This is a genomic window from Nostoc sp. PCC 9305 (assembly GCF_963920915.1).
GTDB lineage: Bacteria > Cyanobacteriota > Cyanobacteriia > Cyanobacteriales > Nostocaceae > Nostoc.
This window is the reverse complement of the sequence record NZ_CAWUDN010000147.1, coordinates 1-15,510: the sequence shown is the minus strand read 5'-3', so window position 1 is coordinate 15,510 and position 15,510 is coordinate 1. Positions and strand designations below refer to the sequence as shown.

General features: G+C 41.3%; 13 protein-coding genes. 6 read left to right on the top strand and 7 right to left on the bottom strand.

Annotation, left to right across the window (positions count from 1 at the left end):
* Positions 1-335: 335 nt before the first annotated feature.
* Positions 336-869, bottom strand: coding sequence for a universal stress protein (locus ACM0OX_RS32515; protein WP_414519083.1), 534 nt, complete (start codon positions 867-869; stop codon positions 336-338).
* Positions 870-1,577: 708 nt separating this feature from the next.
* Positions 1,578-2,561, bottom strand: coding sequence for a CHAD domain-containing protein (locus ACM0OX_RS32510; RefSeq protein WP_414519082.1), 984 nt, complete (start codon positions 2,559-2,561; stop codon positions 1,578-1,580).
* Between the two features lie 280 nt (positions 2,562-2,841).
* Here ACM0OX_RS32510 and ACM0OX_RS32505 point away from each other — a divergent pair, with 280 nt between their 5' ends.
* Positions 2,842-3,909 (top strand): DUF3616 domain-containing protein, encoded by a 1,068-nt coding sequence (locus ACM0OX_RS32505; RefSeq protein WP_414519081.1) that lies wholly within the window; start codon positions 2,842-2,844, stop codon positions 3,907-3,909.
* Positions 3,910-4,090: 181 nt separating this feature from the next.
* On the opposite strand, the gene ACM0OX_RS32500 is transcribed toward ACM0OX_RS32505, so the two are convergent.
* Positions 4,091-4,495, bottom strand: a complete 405-nt coding sequence (locus ACM0OX_RS32500; protein WP_094347724.1) for an NIL domain-containing protein — start codon at positions 4,493-4,495, stop codon at positions 4,091-4,093.
* Between the two features lie 361 nt (positions 4,496-4,856).
* On the opposite strand from ACM0OX_RS32500, the gene ACM0OX_RS32495 reads away from it, so the two are divergent.
* The 5 genes from ACM0OX_RS32495 (at position 4,857) to ACM0OX_RS32475 (ending at position 11,215) form a co-directional block, all read left to right on the top strand.
* On the top strand, positions 4,857-5,042 hold the full coding sequence (locus ACM0OX_RS32495; protein WP_335151180.1) for a hypothetical protein: 186 nt from the start codon (positions 4,857-4,859) through the stop codon (positions 5,040-5,042).
* 346 nt (positions 5,043-5,388) lie between these two features.
* Entirely contained in the window at positions 5,389-7,266 is a 1,878-nt protein-coding gene (locus ACM0OX_RS32490) for an NAD(P)H-quinone oxidoreductase subunit F (protein WP_414519080.1), read from the top strand.
* 195 nt (positions 7,267-7,461) lie between these two features.
* Positions 7,462-8,175, top strand: a complete 714-nt coding sequence (locus ACM0OX_RS32485) for a carbonic anhydrase (RefSeq protein ID WP_414519079.1) — start codon at positions 7,462-7,464, stop codon at positions 8,173-8,175.
* 102 nt (positions 8,176-8,277) lie between these two features.
* Positions 8,278-9,774: an NADH-quinone oxidoreductase subunit M gene (locus ACM0OX_RS32480; protein WP_414519078.1), complete on the top strand. Its 1,497-nt coding sequence runs from the start codon at positions 8,278-8,280 to the stop codon at positions 9,772-9,774.
* A gap of 133 nt (positions 9,775-9,907) precedes the next feature.
* The gene (locus ACM0OX_RS32475) at positions 9,908-11,215 is read left to right on the top strand and encodes a CO2 hydration protein (protein ID WP_414519077.1); all 1,308 of its coding nucleotides are present in this window, start codon (positions 9,908-9,910) and stop codon (positions 11,213-11,215) included.
* Between the two features lie 82 nt (positions 11,216-11,297).
* Here ACM0OX_RS32475 and ACM0OX_RS32470 read toward each other — a convergent pair whose 3' ends face one another.
* The 4 genes from ACM0OX_RS32470 to ACM0OX_RS32455 all read right to left on the bottom strand — a co-directional run bounded on the left by ACM0OX_RS32470 (position 11,298) and on the right by ACM0OX_RS32455 (position 14,975).
* Positions 11,298-12,515: a glutathione S-transferase family protein gene (locus ACM0OX_RS32470; RefSeq protein WP_414519076.1), complete on the bottom strand. Its 1,218-nt coding sequence runs from the start codon at positions 12,513-12,515 to the stop codon at positions 11,298-11,300.
* Between the two features lie 623 nt (positions 12,516-13,138).
* Positions 13,139-14,359: a chromate efflux transporter gene (gene chrA, locus ACM0OX_RS32465; RefSeq protein ID WP_414519075.1), complete on the bottom strand. Its 1,221-nt coding sequence runs from the start codon at positions 14,357-14,359 to the stop codon at positions 13,139-13,141.
* On the bottom strand, positions 14,356-14,796 hold the full coding sequence (locus ACM0OX_RS32460; RefSeq protein ID WP_414519074.1) for a beta-lactamase hydrolase domain-containing protein: 441 nt from the start codon (positions 14,794-14,796) through the stop codon (positions 14,356-14,358). Before ACM0OX_RS32460 ends, chrA begins: the two co-directional genes overlap by 4 nt.
* Positions 14,797-14,846: 50 nt before the next feature.
* Positions 14,847-14,975: a hypothetical protein gene (locus ACM0OX_RS32455; protein ID WP_414519073.1), complete on the bottom strand. Its 129-nt coding sequence runs from the start codon at positions 14,973-14,975 to the stop codon at positions 14,847-14,849.
* Positions 14,976-15,510: the final 535 nt, after the last annotated feature.

Here is a 15,510-nt window from a genome sequence, read left to right as displayed (position 1 = left end):
AGAGGCGCAGAGAACACTGAGAGAAGAAAGAAACGCTTAACTGAACTGTATTGGGTTATAAACAAGTAGCAATTCAATACTTGTTCTTTTTGTAACTTGGCAAATTGGCAACTCTCAGAAAATTAACTGTGTTATTTTCAATACTATACAAGGTGTATTTGCACTTTCAAGCTATTTAGACGGGCTGCAACCCGTCTTTTTTATCCCTGAATCATTTTAAAATCTCGTTAAATCTTGTTTTCGGGTAGAACTGAAAATGCTCTTTCAGGAGGCAGCAGCCCACTAATCGGTATTCCCAGCCGGAGGCTGGGAACGAGGTAAGACATTGCCATAAATTAGCTGCCAGTGGAAGCACTTGCGCTTTCTTTTACAACTTCAGCTTTTTTGTCATTAATAGGAAGTTGCACAACATAGACTGAACAAGGAGCATGGTGAAGAACGTAATTACTGACACTGCCGAGTAATAGTTCCGCTAGACCAGAGTGACCTCTACGCCCAATGACAATGAGATCGGCACCCCAATTCCCCGCTAAGTCACAAATCACTCGACTAGGGCTGCCAGGGATTTGCCTAAATTCAGCGTTCACAGCCGCTGTATTTGCTTGGGCGGAGAACGATTGCAACATCTCCACACCTTGATTTTTCCATTTCTCCCACTCCTGGATGTGAGACTCTGAGACTTGGTTCCACATTCCTGGATAGTAGTCAAAAGTAGACACTGGTATATAAGGACTACCTTCTTCTTCAGTAGATAAAACGTGTAGCAGGAATAAACTAGCTCCAGTCATCTTAGCTAAAGCAACGCCTTGTTCAAAAATATGTTTGCCCATCTCAGAGCAATCCAATGCAAGCAGAATTTTTTTAAACATATATACCTCTAATACTTAGGCTAGGTGAGTTTTTTCAGATCCTCATCTTATATAGGACTCCTATTTAATTTTTGAACAAGACTCAGTACGGATCTATACCTTCATTTCCTGTTCCCTGCCCACGCAAGTAAATTCAGGAATCAAATCGGATTCCTATAGTTAGGTATAGAGAAATAATTTGAGAAACTTGTGAGGGATGCAAAAGAGCATACAACACTTTATATTACATTTTGAAGTGTAAAAAGTCGGTTAAAGCATGGAGTTAGATGATTACCGACACTACCATTAACCATATATGAACTAGTAACAGAGCCATTCTCGATTGCTCTGTTAGAGGATGTTTGAAAAATCTAATTTATTACTAACCAGGCGACTAGAAGTCGCGGCTACACAAACAAAACCTGCCTACGCAGGTTAAAAACCTTAATTTTCTCTTAGTCCACGGAGATGGACTAAGTTTTGTGTAGTAGCGAATTCTATTCGCTAAATACTTTTCTTTTCAAACAACCTCTTAGAGCAGGATTGTTTAGAAGTAAATTGAGTGGAGAATAATTCTAGAAAGCACTATTAGATTAATTTCAGGTTTGATTCCGCCGAAAAAACCCGTATTTTACAAATTCTCCAGAGCAGTGTTTATCTTTTGTCTCTAGAAGCTTTTATTCAATTATCTCTTCGTTAGTCCAATCCTCTCTCAATCAAAAGTAGCTTTTAACTGATTACTCCTGAAAGCGGGTGCAGTATTGTTAAATGAAAACTATGTCTGGTTTCAGTTTTCAGATACCTTTCTTGCAAAGGTTGCCATTGCTGCCACGACTGGTAACGATTTTCTGTTAACAAATTAGCAAGGGTGGGCAACTCAGTCTCAATTTCTGACTTGTATACATCTGCTAGCCAGTCAGTTAAAACGGCACTATCTTGCATCGTACCCAAAATTTCTTGGATATTTTTCACTTCTGTAATATAAGCTGCGTAAGAATCGCCATATAAGTCAGTAAATAACTCCATCTGGTAGCGTATACGTTTAGCTTCTTTTCGCAAACTATGAAGACTTTCACCTTCTGTTTTCAATTGTTTTTCTATCTTTTTTGCTTTCCAGTTTTTCTGGATTTTCACTTCTGATTCTACAACTTCAGTCCCAACTAGCCAACCCGGATGTAGAAAGAAATTACTCACTTCTGGTAAAAGTAAGTCTGGTAGCACTTGCTGAATAGCAATAGATGCCAAAGGTTGATAACTGGGTTTCTCTAACCACTTATCCAATGCATCTTTTAAAGACTTGTAAGATTCATCATTTAATGTTTTCTGCACACTCGATTCTACATCTTCACGTTGTTTTGCCAAAGCTGTAAAAGCTGTTTGCAGAGATTCTTGCTCTTTGCGGGGTAAGTTTGGTTTATAAGTGTTTTCCAAACTTTCTTTAAGTACGTCTAAATCTCGCAGATTACCAAGACGACGGGCTATTTTACCAATATTTTTATCGCTGATTGGTTTCGACACATCCACCGCTATCCCAAACCGAGTTACCGCTGTCCGTAGGCGGCGCATTCCCACTCGCATTTGGTGCAGCGCTTCTGGATCTTCATCTTTCTTTACTGATTTTTCCCACTTCAAGGTTTTCTTAAAGTGTTTTTCAATCGCTTGGTAGGCGTAGTCACCGAGAGTTTTTACTGTAGGTTGTGTAGCTAATTTCATAATGGATCTGAATGATTACCTCATGAGGTTATTGCATAATAACAATATTATTTAAAAAATTGCATCTACTTTTGATATTTTTTTAGCTATGAGGATTGTCAGGTATGCTTATGACGATTGATAGTTGTATTCTCTGCTATAAATATGCAATATTTGTCAAGGGTACTTCAAACCGTCAAGTTGATATGAACTATAGTTTTGAGATAAATACTTTTAGAAAACCAAATCACATCTTATAATAGCATGTCTAATGTTTTTGTAACTCTCAATATAATTTAAAATGCCAAATTTACATTTACTAAATCAAGTTTTATTGACTTTTGTAGATTCTTTTAAGGAACATAGAAAAGACTTATCAGCAGTGCTGCTAACACATCAGAAGTATTTATGGTTAGGGTCAGATGAAACCTCTACTATTGAGCGTCTCTCTTTAGTTGATACTGAGAATTTTACCGAACATCAACAATTTAGAGTAGCAGAATTTATCAGTTTACCTGCACCAGAAGACAAAGAAATCGATATAGAAGGACTGGCTTATGCTGATAATTACTTATGGTTTGTTGGTTCTCACAGCTACAAACGCAAAAAATTTAAACCTGAAAATACAGATGCCAAAAACTTTAAAAGGCTCGGAAAAATTGAATCAGAACCTAACCGTTACGTCTTAGGACGGATTCCTCTCATAGACGGTAAGCTATTCTCATCTTGTCCACACCCCCAAAAGCCAGACGTGCAATTGAATGCCGCTAAATTAGAGGTAACTAATCAGGGTAATGTGCTGATGACAGCTTTAGCAAATGATGCCCATTTAGGCTTGTTTATTCAAGCAGCAATTCCTGGAAAGGATAATGGTTTTGATATTGAAGGAATAGGCATTTATCAAAACCGTGTCTTTTTGGGTTTGCGCGGCCCTGTATTGCGGGGTTGGGCTGTGGTGCTGGAAATAGAGTTAGAAGATTCTACCCCTGGACTGATGAAACTAAAGCAAATTGGGGAATTGCAGGAGTTATATAAAAAGCATTTTATCTGGTTGAATGGTTTGGGAATTCGGGATTTGTATGTAGATGATAAAGATTTGTTGATTTTAGCCGGGCCAACGATGGATTTAGATGGCCCCGTGCAAGTTTATCGCTGGGTAAATGGTGTGAATTTACGAGAAAATGTCTTCAGCAATCCCGATTTTGTGCAAGATATTCCCTATGGAAATCGGGAAGAGCATGCGGAGGGAATGACGCTGTTTCAGGATGTAGCTGGTATACCTTCGCTATTGGTAGTTTATGACTCTCCAGCAAAAAGTAGGCTGGTGGATGATGGTGGAGTAATTGCGGATGTGTTTAAGTTGGGCTAACTTAAATCTTGGATTTGGGATTTTAGAGACTTCCAAGAAATAAATTATCCGAATAAACGTAGACGCGGAGCGGCTTGCCGCAGGCTACCACAGAGACACAGAGAACACAGAGAGAGGAGAAATAGAGAAGGTTTTTTCGTCAGTTTTGGGACATTTTTTTATTTGGAAGTCTCTTAGATTGTTAAATGTTAGTAGAAATTGCTTGTACGGGACAGGTGGGGATACACTGTTCGCAGACTATACAGCGCGATCGCGTGAATGTCAACTTGTACGTCTCTGGCTGGAGGGTGAGGGCTTCGGTAGGACAAACCCCAGTACACAAGCCACAGTGGACACACACATCCTCGTCGATCGCAATTTCGCCTAATGTCGAAGAAACATTAACATTACGCGATCGCATCCACTCGATCGCTGCATCTAATTGATCGATGTCTCCCGATAATTCCACTACCAGTTTGCCAATTTGATTTGGGGCAACTTGGGCGCGGATAATATTGGCGGCGACGTTGAACTCTTTGGCCAATACGTAAGTGACTGGCATTTGCACGGCGCGTTTCGGGAAGGTGAGTGTTACTCGTTTTTTCACAGATTTAGCAGAGGGTTTTTTCTGTTGTAGCGTATTGAGAGTTTTATCAGTCCTTTTTTACGGTAAGTTGCACGAACGACCAAGGCCAGAGAAAGTCTATTATGTGGATATAGGCACTGCATAATGGGAGCATCCCGTTTTGGCAGATCGCCCTACGCTAAGGCGCACGCGAAGAGAAGTGAAGTCTGGGGCTATACAAACTTTCGTCCGCTTGGGCGGACTCTATAAAACCCGCGCAGGTGGTCACTGAGCCTAGTCGAAGTGCGGGTTTAGTCTGTATAGCCGCGATTTCTAATAGCCCGGTGTTTCATCCCAAAAGTGGATGCTCCCCTGCATAATAACTGCATTACAGGAAATACTGATGGAACGTTCAAAATTAATTGCTATTCTTACAGGTGCGATTTCGGTGATTTTAGCGATCGCCTATCTCATCGTAGTCCAACTCCTGGACTACCGGGATATGAAACCCGCCCCCATTAGTCAAGTTGACTCACCACCCGCGATTACTATCTCTCACTGGCAGGTTGACAAAATCACCCAAATATAAATTACATTTAGTCGATTTGTAGAGACGCAATCAATCGCGTTTCTACTCATTGATATGAATTGATAAAACTAATGATAACTATTGATTCATCCCTCACTCAATGCATAGATAAGAATAAATACCTATTCTTTGTTGCTTGAATAGTTCCTTATATAAGAAATAATTAGAGTTATTATCTCAAATTTATTTAATAAAGTAATTCCTTTTTGCTTGATATAAAGGTAAGCTGTTTTTAACAAAATTAAGCAAAGATAAATTTCCCTTATCTGTGAGCGCTGGGTTAACTGGGATCAACGCCAGTTGATTCCAAAGCCAAATTTTTTGATACAAATTTAGAGGTGAGTTGATGGCTCAGTTTCTACTAGAGACTGTTTGGCTAGTTCCGTGCTATGCCTTAATAGGTGGTTTGTTAGCCGTGCCTTGGTCGCCAGGGATCATTCGGAAAACAGGGCCAAGACCGGCGGGTTATGTAAACTTGGTGATGACATTTTTGGCGCTTGTGCATAGTGCGATCGCCTTACAAGCAACTTGGAATTATCCAGCCCAAGAAGTCTTTATTCCTTGGTTATCTACGGCTGGTTTAGACTTAACCATTGCTTTGGATATATCCTCAGTCAGTGTCAGTGCTTTAGTTGTGATTACTGGCTTGAACTTGCTGGCGCAGATTTATGCGATCGGCTACATGGAAATGGATTGGGGTTGGGGACGCTTCTATTCTTTGTTGGGATTATTTGAAGCGGGATTATGTGCCCTTGCTTTATGTAATAACTTGTTCTTCAGCTATGTAATTCTGGAAGTCTTGACGCTGGGAACCTATCTACTAGTCGGCTTATGGTTTAGTCAGCCGTTGGTAGTTTCAGGTGCGAGAGATGCTTTCTTAACCAAGCGGGTGGGAGACTTATTCTTGCTGATGGGCGTGTTGGCATTATGGCCTTTAGCTGGAACTTGGAATTATACAGAATTAGCTGAATGGGCGGCTACTGCTAACGTCAACCCGACAACTATGGCACTGGTAAGTTTAGCTTTAATTGCTGGGCCGATGGGTAAATGTGCCCAATTCCCCCTGCATTTATGGCTAGATGAAGCGATGGAAGGCCCGGTTCCCAGTACGATTTTGCGGAACTCGGTAGTAGTAGCTAGTGGTGCATGGGTGCTGATTAAATTGCAACCTGTGTTAACCATCTCGCCTATAGCTTCCTCGGCGATGGTTGCGATTGGTGCGGTGACAGCTGTGGGTGCTTCGTTAATTGCGATCGCTCAAATCGATATGAAACGCTGTCAATCCTATTCTGTCAGCGCATACATGGGTTTAGTATTCATCGCGGTGGGAGTGCAACAAGACGAAGCAGCGCTATTGTTAGTCCTCACCCACGCCATATCCGCAGCACTATTGGTGATGAGTACGGGCGGAATTATCTGGAATAGCATCACCCAAGACGTAACCCAAATGGGTGGATTGTGGAAGCGTCGCCCGATTTCTGGAATCGCCTTTATTGTCGGCAGTTTGGGATTAATTGGTTTTCCACCACTGGGTAGCTTTTGGGCGCTGATGGAATTAGCAGATGGGCTGTGGGAAACTCAACCTTGGTTAGTGGGAGTAATAATCGCGGTAAATGCTTTGACAGCCGTGAGTTTAACCAGAGAATTCGCTTTACTTTTTGGCGGTAAAGCTACACAAATGACAGAGCGATCGCCTGAAGCTCACTGGCCGATGATTCTGCCAATGATGATTCTACTTGGCTTTAATCTAAATCTTCCTTTCATCTTGCAAAATTTATCACTTTTACCAGATTGGGTAAGCCTAAATAAAGATGTCGCACTACTTTTAAATTGGTCAAGTATTTTCGGTTGCAGTATCACTGGTGTGATTTATTTCAGCAAGATTCCCAAACCGATTCGCCTGCCTTGGAAAGGGTTACAAGACTTAATCGCATACGACTTTTACACCCCCAAACTCTATAAAATGACCATTATTTTTGGAGTTGCCAAAATTTCCCAACTTGCCGATATGATTGACCGCTTTGTAGTCGATGGTATCGTTAATTTTGTTGGTTTATTTTCGCTATTAGGTGGTGAAGGTCTCAAATACAGCAACTCTGGGCAAACCCAGTTTTATGCACTCACTGTTCTTTTAGGAGTGAGTTTTTTAGGAATGTGGGTAACTTGGCCATTTTGGGGAATGCAATTTTTAAATATGGTTTTTCAAATCTCGACAATTGGATAGCAGTAACAAAATAATTCGTAATTGATAATGGGCTTCGCCCCGCTACGCTAACGTAATTCGTAATTGAAGAGTTGGAAATTAAAATTTCAACAGTTAACGTAGACCAAAAAAGACAATTACAAGCAAGCGTTTCACCAATAATTACGAATTACGAATTACGAATTACGAATTAGTTAATATTGTGAGGAGAATTTCATGAGCAGACAATATCCCCAAATCAATCTTTCCAGAAGAGGTTTATTGAAGTTTGGTGCAGGCGCGATCGGTACAGGTGTATTGACAGCCGGACTGGGTTCCAACTTGCTTGCAGCCGAAACCAAACCAGTAGAAGATGAGATTACTCCCGATAAAGCATTGCAAGAATTATTAGATGGGAATGATAGATTTGTCAAAGCAAAACGTCGCAATCCTAACCAAAACCATTCGCGTTTAGTTGAAGTTGCTAAGGGTCAAAAGCCCTTTGCTTCTATTCTCGGTTGTGCAGATTCACGAGTGCCTTCAGAGATTGTCTTTGACCAAGGACTTGGAGATTTATTTGTCTGCCGGATAGCTGGTAATATTGCCACAACACAGCAAATTGGTAGCTTAGAATTTGGTAGCTTAGTATTAGGTTCCAAAGTCATAATGGTAGTGGGGCATGAAAGATGCGGTGCGGTACAAGCGGCGATAAAAGGCGATCCAGTACCTGGACAAATTGGAAGTTTGCTTGAAGCGATTAAACCAAGCGTAGAAAGTTCAAAAGATAAATCAGGAGATAAGTTAGAAAATGCTTGTAAGGCAAATATTTTGGCGCAAGTTGAAAAATTGAAATCATCGACAGTTTTATCTGAGTTAATCAAGGCAGAAAAACTGAAAATAGTCGGTGGTTATTACGATTTAGATACTGGAGAAATTAGTATAGTAAGTTAGCTTTTTTGTCCTTTGTCATTAGTCATTGGTTATTGGCTAAGAGTAAGTCATACAGGACAAAAGACAAAGGACAAAAGACAAAGAATAAAGGACAAAAATACCATGTTAAGTGTCTTGATTTGGCTGCCGATTTTCGCTGCTATTCTCATAGCAATATTACCTGTAAGCATACCTAAGCATCGCATTCGTTTAATAGCATTAATCTTTTCAGGAATAGTTCTCTTCTGGAACCTGTTTATCCTGCTAAAATTTGATATCAGCAATCCAGGAATGCAATTTAAAGAGTATTTACCCTGGAATGAAACCCTCGGCTTGAGCTATCAAATAGGTGTTGATGGGCTTTCCATCTTGATGTTGGTGTTAAATAGCCTGCTTACCTGGATTGCTATTTACAGCAGTAGTCAAGAAACTGAACGCCCTCGACTGTTCTACTCCATGATTTTATTAGTTAGTGGAGGAGTTGCAGGTGCTTTTCTAGCAGAAAATTTGCTGCTATTCTTCCTATTTTACGAACTAGAATTAATCCCCTTCTATTTGCTAATTTCCATTTGGGGAGGAGCAAAACGGGGTTATGCTGGGATGAAATTCCTGATTTATACTGCTGTTTCGGGAGCCTTAATTCTAGCGACATTCTTGGGTATGGTGTGGCTGAGTGGTTCTACCAATTTTGCTTTTGATGCAGTCTCTACAGAAAACCTCTCAACAACAAAGCAAATCCTTTTACTAGCAGGAATAGTATTAGGTTTTGGCATTAAAATTCCCTTAATTCCCTTTCATACTTGGCTACCCGATGCTTACGTTGAGGCTTCAGCACCAATTGCCATTCTTCTCGGTGGCGTGTTAGCAAAGCTGGGAACCTATGGACTGCTGCGATTTGGGTTGGGCATGTTTCCCCACGCTTGGAGCATTATTGCACCGACTTTAGCAATTTGGGGAGCAATCAGCGCCATCTATGGGGCAGTAATTGCGATCGCTCAAACAGATATCAAGCGCATGGTAGCATACAGTTCCGTTGGTCACATGGGCTATATTTTGTTAGCTGGTGCTGCTAGTACTCCCTTAGCACTCGTTGGTGCAGTCGCCCAAATGTTTAGCCACGGCATTATTTTAGCCATCCTCTTCCACTTGGTGGGAGTTGTAGAAGCCAAAGTCGGTACACGCGAGTTAGATAAACTCAACGGTTTAATGAGTCCCATACGCGGTTTACCTTTAATTAGCGCCTTACTAGTTTTAAGTGGAATGGCTAGCGCAGGTATTCCCGGTTTAACAGGATTTATCGCGGAATTTATTGTCTTTCAAGGTAGTTTCTCTGCCTTCCCCATTCCAACCATTTTGTGTATAGTGGCTAGTGGATTAACCGCAGTTTATTTTCTCATCCTCCTCAACCGCACCTGTTTTGGCAGACTCGATAACTTTGCCTACTATCCCAAAGTTCTTTGGTCTGAGAAAATCCCCGCTTTAATTTTGGCAGCTTTCATCATCTTTTTAGGAGTACAACCCACTTGGTTAGTGCGTTGGAGTGAATCCACAACTACAACAATGGTGGCTGCAATTCCCTCCTTGGAAAAAACCGTAATCTCTGAAGTAGCACTGAAATAAAAAATACATCAAAACCTTGTAGAGATGGCGATTTATCGCGTCTCAAAACCTATCCTCACAGACGCAATTTATCGCGTCTTAAAATCTATCCCTCAGACGCGATAAATCGCGTCTCTACAAATTTACAATTACCATGACAGCAATTAAAACAGCAATTAAATTACCCCCTTCAAAACACGAGTTTGCCGAAGTAATTCACCGCTTAGAAGCAGGCGGTGCAATGTTACCCGATACTCCAGAAAATTTGATGCAAATCATCGGTTTGTACAAAGCTTATGCTGTGCCGATGGATTTCTACTGGCGCGACCTACTTTATATTGCCGAACGCGAATTTTTAAACCCGCTTCCCTTCTTTAAATACTTCTTGCCCAAAGAGTATTTAGAACTGCATAATCATTACGCCGGCGATGATGCCGATTTACGAATTTGGCGCGGTGAAGCCACTGCACATCCAGAACTTTTGGCATTTATCGAGAAGGGTGAAACTTTCAAAATGCCAAAGTTATTCCATCACTTGTTCCACGATCGCATTAACATGGAATTTGCGGAAGCTTGTATGCGGGCGATGTTGTGGCACAGAGGGATGGGTGGACAATTTGACCCTTACCTAGATTCTGAAGAATACAAAGCCAACGCCGATAGAGCAATTAGAGCTTATTTCCAAGGAAACCCCGTAATGCTGGGACTTTACCAGCTGTTCCCCGATATGTTTTTGGAACAGTGCCGCCAGATGTCATACTACGCCAACCTGGGCTTATTCTGGGAAGTCATGGCCCCAGTATTTTTTGAAATGTCTGATCGCTATGATGAAGGTACCATTAGCAGCGTCCCAGAGGCAATGAGCTTCTTAGTTAATGGTATATTTGCGATCGCAGGTCGTCCCATTTACCATCACGTTTATATTCGTGGTGAATGCTACGAAATTGTTCCCAAATCTAAGGGTTTTATGTGGCTGTATGAAGCCGCATTACCTTACGTAGAAGCAGTTTTCTACCGCACTGCACCTTTCCGAGGAACAAAATCTTATAATGCTCAAGCGCGTCAAGTACCAGAAGACCAGAAAGACTTTCACTTTGGTATTCTTTACGCTGATGTATTTCCAGTGGGTACTGCTGGCATTCCCCCCACATTATTAATGCAAGATATGTTGCATTTTTTGCCCCCATATCTTGTTGATTACTACAGCCAACATTGCCGGGGTGAAGAAGATATGTTGATTCAGTTGGGAGTTAGTTTTCAAAGGTCAATGTACTGTGTCACTTCTGCGGTAATTCAAGCTTTGCGAACTGCTCTTTTATATCCCTTAGATGACCAAAATCCCAAGCATTTACAAGCTAATCGAGACTTTTTTGAAATGCAGCTAAATCGCTTTACTCGTGCTGACTACAATATTCGTGATGCTGCTCGTTTAGGAAGCATTCAAAGTCAAGATTATCGATAAGATATCTCCATCTAAAACTTTGTAGAGACGTATCACTGCTACGTCTCTACATTTTTTTGCAAATGACTTGGAAATGCGATCGCTAATAAAGAGATGCCAACACTTTATCTGCTGCTGCCCGGAATGCAGTTGCAGCACCAGCGCTCATATCCCGTGGCGCACAGATGCGATTTCTCACATAAGCGAGTGTGATAGCACCAACCGCAGCCGCAGTGGGGTCGGCATTATCTTTACCACCCACGCGTCCCCACGGTAAGGCTGCACCATTGCCATTGATGAGATAATCAGCCAGCAATCTGAGGTGAAAATCAACCGCTTCTTTAACGGCTGTTGTGTCGCCATTGACCGCCAATGCTTGCACCCCGGAGTTTTTCAGAATATCTCCTAAAGCAACTTCTCGGTTATCAGTCAACCTTTCAGCCGCTTCTGCCCGAAATTGAATTTCTTGGCTAATAGCTGGGTCAGGGGGCAAAGGATTGCCGATTGGTGTTACGCCCCACCGACGACGCAACAGTAAATTGTTGGTGGTATCATCCGATTTGACGCGGTGATAAGCGGGACGCTGTTTGAGCGCTTCAAACCAAGTGTTTATTCGAGGATAACGGGGATTTCCCTTGAGGTGATATCCGCGATAAACGGGTAAGTTAGCCGCCAATCTGTCTAAATGGGGACTATAGGTAATATCTACGACGCTAAATGTTGATAAAAAGTAGGGGCCGGGATACTTTCCAAGAAGTTGCTCTAGTTCGTCTAATTTCGCTTCAAAAGCTGCCTGTAAGCTTGCTAATTCATGCGGATCTTCCGGAGCTTGTCTGAGAAATTTGTAGGCGATATCTCTTACACCATTGGTTTCAGCATCCTCAAGCCATTGTCTAGCAACGGCATTTTCTTCTGGGTCTTCAGGGAGCAAGGTTGGCCCAAATTGTTCTTCTAAAGCTAACAGAATATCTTTTGATTCATAAACTAACTTGTCCTCAATTTTCGCTGCTGGGACAAGGGTTGTAGGAACTAAATCTGTATACCATTTAGGCTTGTTAGTCAAGTCAATAAACTCTGTTGCAAAAGGAATTTCTTTTTCTTCGAGAGCAAACCAAACGCGTTCGCAAAATGGACACCAAGAGTTAGTATCGCGGTAGAGCAGTACTGGCGGTTCTGTATCTGGTGGCAGTTTATGAAGACTGCTAGGGATGGGAGCGGTGGAAGGGGATTGCCCTGGTCTACGCACCCGTCGAGCCGGGGTATTTTTTTGGGCAATTTCTAACAGTTGTTCCCAATTAGATACTGTGTTTTGAATTGACATATTTCACCTTAGTTTAGGTTAACTTTATTTCCACAAATGAGTCAGAGTGATTTATAAAGTAAATATAAGTACTGGCGTGGCAAGGCTAAATTATTGCAAAAAAATTGTAGGTTGGTTTGAGGAACGAAACCTAACACTCCGATCAATGTTGGGTTTCGCGTTGCTCAACCCAACCTACATCTATTTAAAAATAGATAAAAAGCTAAATTTTTGAACTCTTACCATTAACTACTTAAAGTTTACGTGTTTACAGTATTTAATGGTGATTATCACATAAAAATAGTTTGAAAGCAAGATTTAATATATCTATTTTTTGACTTACTTAAGCCGTCAAAATCAGAAAAATCTCTATCAATTCGAGTCATAGAGAGGATAAAAAGCTTAAATTAAAAAATACACTTAAATAAATGTATAAAGCAATACAGTTAAGATAAGCGTTTCTTTCTTCTCTCAGTGTTCTCTGCGCCTCTGTGGTAAGCCGTAAGCAAGCTACGCGTAGCGTCTCGTAGAGAAGCGTCTACGTTAAAAAAATTAACTATGACAAAGAGTTTTAGCCTTAACCCAAGCGTATTGGTGTATAAAGTCAAGCTAATATCTGTTAGTAATCTCAAATAGTTGCAATTTCATTGAGTGTAGCCCAAGAGTGAAGCACCCCATCCAATGAAGGCGCTACCAAGGACTAGCCATGCAGCATTGATGCGAAAGTGAATAGCTAAAATGGCTGAGACGATCGCGATCGCTAAACCGAGAAAATCTATAAACGGGGCTTGTGGTAATGTTAAAGTCGCTGCCCCCAGTTGCAGAGTAGTCACAACCATTAGCGCTACAGCACTAACATTCACAGCATCCAAAAATGCTCTAGTCCAAGAAGAGGCTCGTAAGCGTGGAATTAGAGGATTTAGGGCAGCAACGAAAACAAAAGAAGGTAGAAAAATTCCGATTGTGGCAACAATTGCGCCAGGTATGCCAGCAATCACATAACCGATAAATGTAGCAGTGGAAAGTACTGGCCCAGGGGTAAATTGACCAATTGCGATCGCATCTAATAACTGCTGTTGTGTCAGCCAGCCGTATTCTTGAACTAATCCTCCTTGCAGAAAAGCCACCAAAAGGTAGCCACCACCAAACAAGACGCTACCGACTTTGAGAAAAAACCAACCCAATTGCCATAAAGAAACGTTGGTTACAGTCGATGCAGTAGCTATCGATGTAGCAAGTACAGCAGATGCTTTCAAGGTTGCACCTGTGCTGAGACTAGCAATCAGAAAGTTGGCTTTATCTTCTGGTTTGTCGTTTTTCTCGCCAGAATGTAACCAAACCATCCCCAGCAATCCCCCAATTAATAGGGCAATTACTTCATTTAATTTCAATAACAATGTCAGCAATGCCACAGCGAAAGCAATTACTAGTAATTGGCGGGTTTTCACAGCCTTTTTGACCAACCCCCACAGCGCATTGATGATGATTGCTAAAACAGCCGGTTTAATGCCATAAAGTAAAGGAGCAATTTGGGGTAGAGTACCGTAGGCAACATAAACCCAAGCAAACCCACCAGTAATTAGAACCGCAGGTAAGACAAAACAAACGCCTGACACAATCAGCCCCAGCCATCCTGCATAGATGTATCCTATGTGGATAGCCATTTCTGTGGAATTTGGCCCAGGAATTAGATTAGTAGCACCCAGCAAATCTAGAAAATGTTCCCTTGTCAACCATTGACGACGTTTAACTACTTCATCTTCAATCATGGCAATATGGGCAACCGGGCCTCCAAAGCCGATGACGCCCAATTTAAAAAACAGGTTGGCGAGTTCACCCAAACGACTTGGTGCTGAGTTAGTCATTTTTGCTTGGCAATATACTTTTCAAGTAGGAATTGCTTGAGGTGAGGTTGTTCTAAATTTAAACCAAGCTCTTGAGCTTTCTGACTAATTTCCTCATAAGTTAGACCTTCACTAATAGCATTGGCAATCAAGGCAATACCACCAGCCCTGGCTCCAGCAGCACAGTGAATTAAAATTGGTTTGGGTAAGTTCTCAATCTCCTGAATTGCTAATTCTGTTTGCTCTTGATTTGCTTCTGAAGGCTTTAATGGGATATTGGCATATTGCAGTCCAGCCGCTTGAGCTTGCTGCTGTTCGTCACTGAGAAAACCGGCTTCATCGGGAGAACGCAGGTTCAGCACTGACTTAAATCCCTCTTGGGCTGCCTGTTTTAACTCTTCAGAAGTTGGTTGTCCAGCAGCGCTCAAGTCGTCACTAACTTTTTTAGTGTTACTCATAATCTTTAAAGGCACTATTCCGATAGCTTTATCGTAGTTTATTATGTAGGTTATTTATAGAGTAATTTTTGTAGGGTGCTTTCGCCTAAAATGCAAATGCCTTGACCGAGGAAAGAATACTGACGGAAAGCAGCTTCTATTTCTTGAATGACATGAAAATCACGGTTTTCTCGCAGCATCAATTTCCCCAGTCTTTCAGCACTAGCACTACTGTATAAATAATCGATCGCTTCAACGCAATAATAAAACTCAAAAGGCTGCGATCGCTCTGCTTAAATTTAAAAAGCCCTGATAAAAGTTCAGGGCTTTGATTTATATGCGGTTTATTAAATGCCAGCCTAAAATTTGTGCTAGCGCTTTTCTATAGAATTAATCATCCCTGAATCGCTTGCTTAAAGATAGCGGAGAACTACCCGTTTTCTACCTGGGTAGCTATTTAATAAAGTCTTTAGATTCGTATATATCTTCACTAAACATCTTGCAAAAGTAACTTTGGCAAGATATTGGGGAAAGGTTAAAGGTTAAAGGGTAAGGGAAAATTCCATACCTTTACCCTTTAACCCTTAACCTTTTCCCCACTTCTGCAAGAAGTCTACTGTGCGATCGCTTCTTGGTAAAATTCCCCTTTCCTTCGGCATAACGTTTTTGTCAATATAAATCAATACGCTTGGGTTAAGGCTAAAACTCTTTGTCATAGTTAATTTTTTTAACGTA

Bases quoted from the DNA above. Each gene is read 5' to 3' on its own strand.
- ACM0OX_RS32490 (WP_414519080.1), top strand. From the start codon at position 5,389: ATGGCTCAGTTTCTACTAGAGACTGTTTGGCTAGTTCCGTGCTATGCC.
- ACM0OX_RS32505 (WP_414519081.1), top strand. From the start codon at position 2,842: ATGCCAAATTTACATTTACTAAATCAAGTTTTATTGACTTTTGTAGAT.
- ACM0OX_RS32485 (WP_414519079.1), top strand. From the start codon at position 7,462: ATGAGCAGACAATATCCCCAAATCAATCTTTCCAGAAGAGGTTTATTG.
- ACM0OX_RS32455 (WP_414519073.1), bottom strand. From the start codon at position 14,975: ATGCTGCGAGAAAACCGTGATTTTCATGTCATTCAAGAAATAGAAGCT.
- ACM0OX_RS32460 (WP_414519074.1), bottom strand. From the start codon at position 14,796: ATGAGTAACACTAAAAAAGTTAGTGACGACTTGAGCGCTGCTGGACAA.
- ACM0OX_RS32470 (WP_414519076.1), bottom strand. From the start codon at position 12,515: ATGTCAATTCAAAACACAGTATCTAATTGGGAACAACTGTTAGAAATT.
- ACM0OX_RS32480 (WP_414519078.1), top strand. From the start codon at position 8,278: ATGTTAAGTGTCTTGATTTGGCTGCCGATTTTCGCTGCTATTCTCATA.
- ACM0OX_RS32495 (WP_335151180.1), top strand. From the start codon at position 4,857: ATGGAACGTTCAAAATTAATTGCTATTCTTACAGGTGCGATTTCGGTG.
- chrA (WP_414519075.1), bottom strand. From the start codon at position 14,359: ATGACTAACTCAGCACCAAGTCGTTTGGGTGAACTCGCCAACCTGTTT.
- ACM0OX_RS32475 (WP_414519077.1), top strand. From the start codon at position 9,908: ATGACAGCAATTAAAACAGCAATTAAATTACCCCCTTCAAAACACGAG.
- ACM0OX_RS32510 (WP_414519082.1), bottom strand. From the start codon at position 2,561: ATGAAATTAGCTACACAACCTACAGTAAAAACTCTCGGTGACTACGCC.
- ACM0OX_RS32515 (WP_414519083.1), bottom strand. From the start codon at position 869: ATGTTTAAAAAAATTCTGCTTGCATTGGATTGCTCTGAGATGGGCAAA.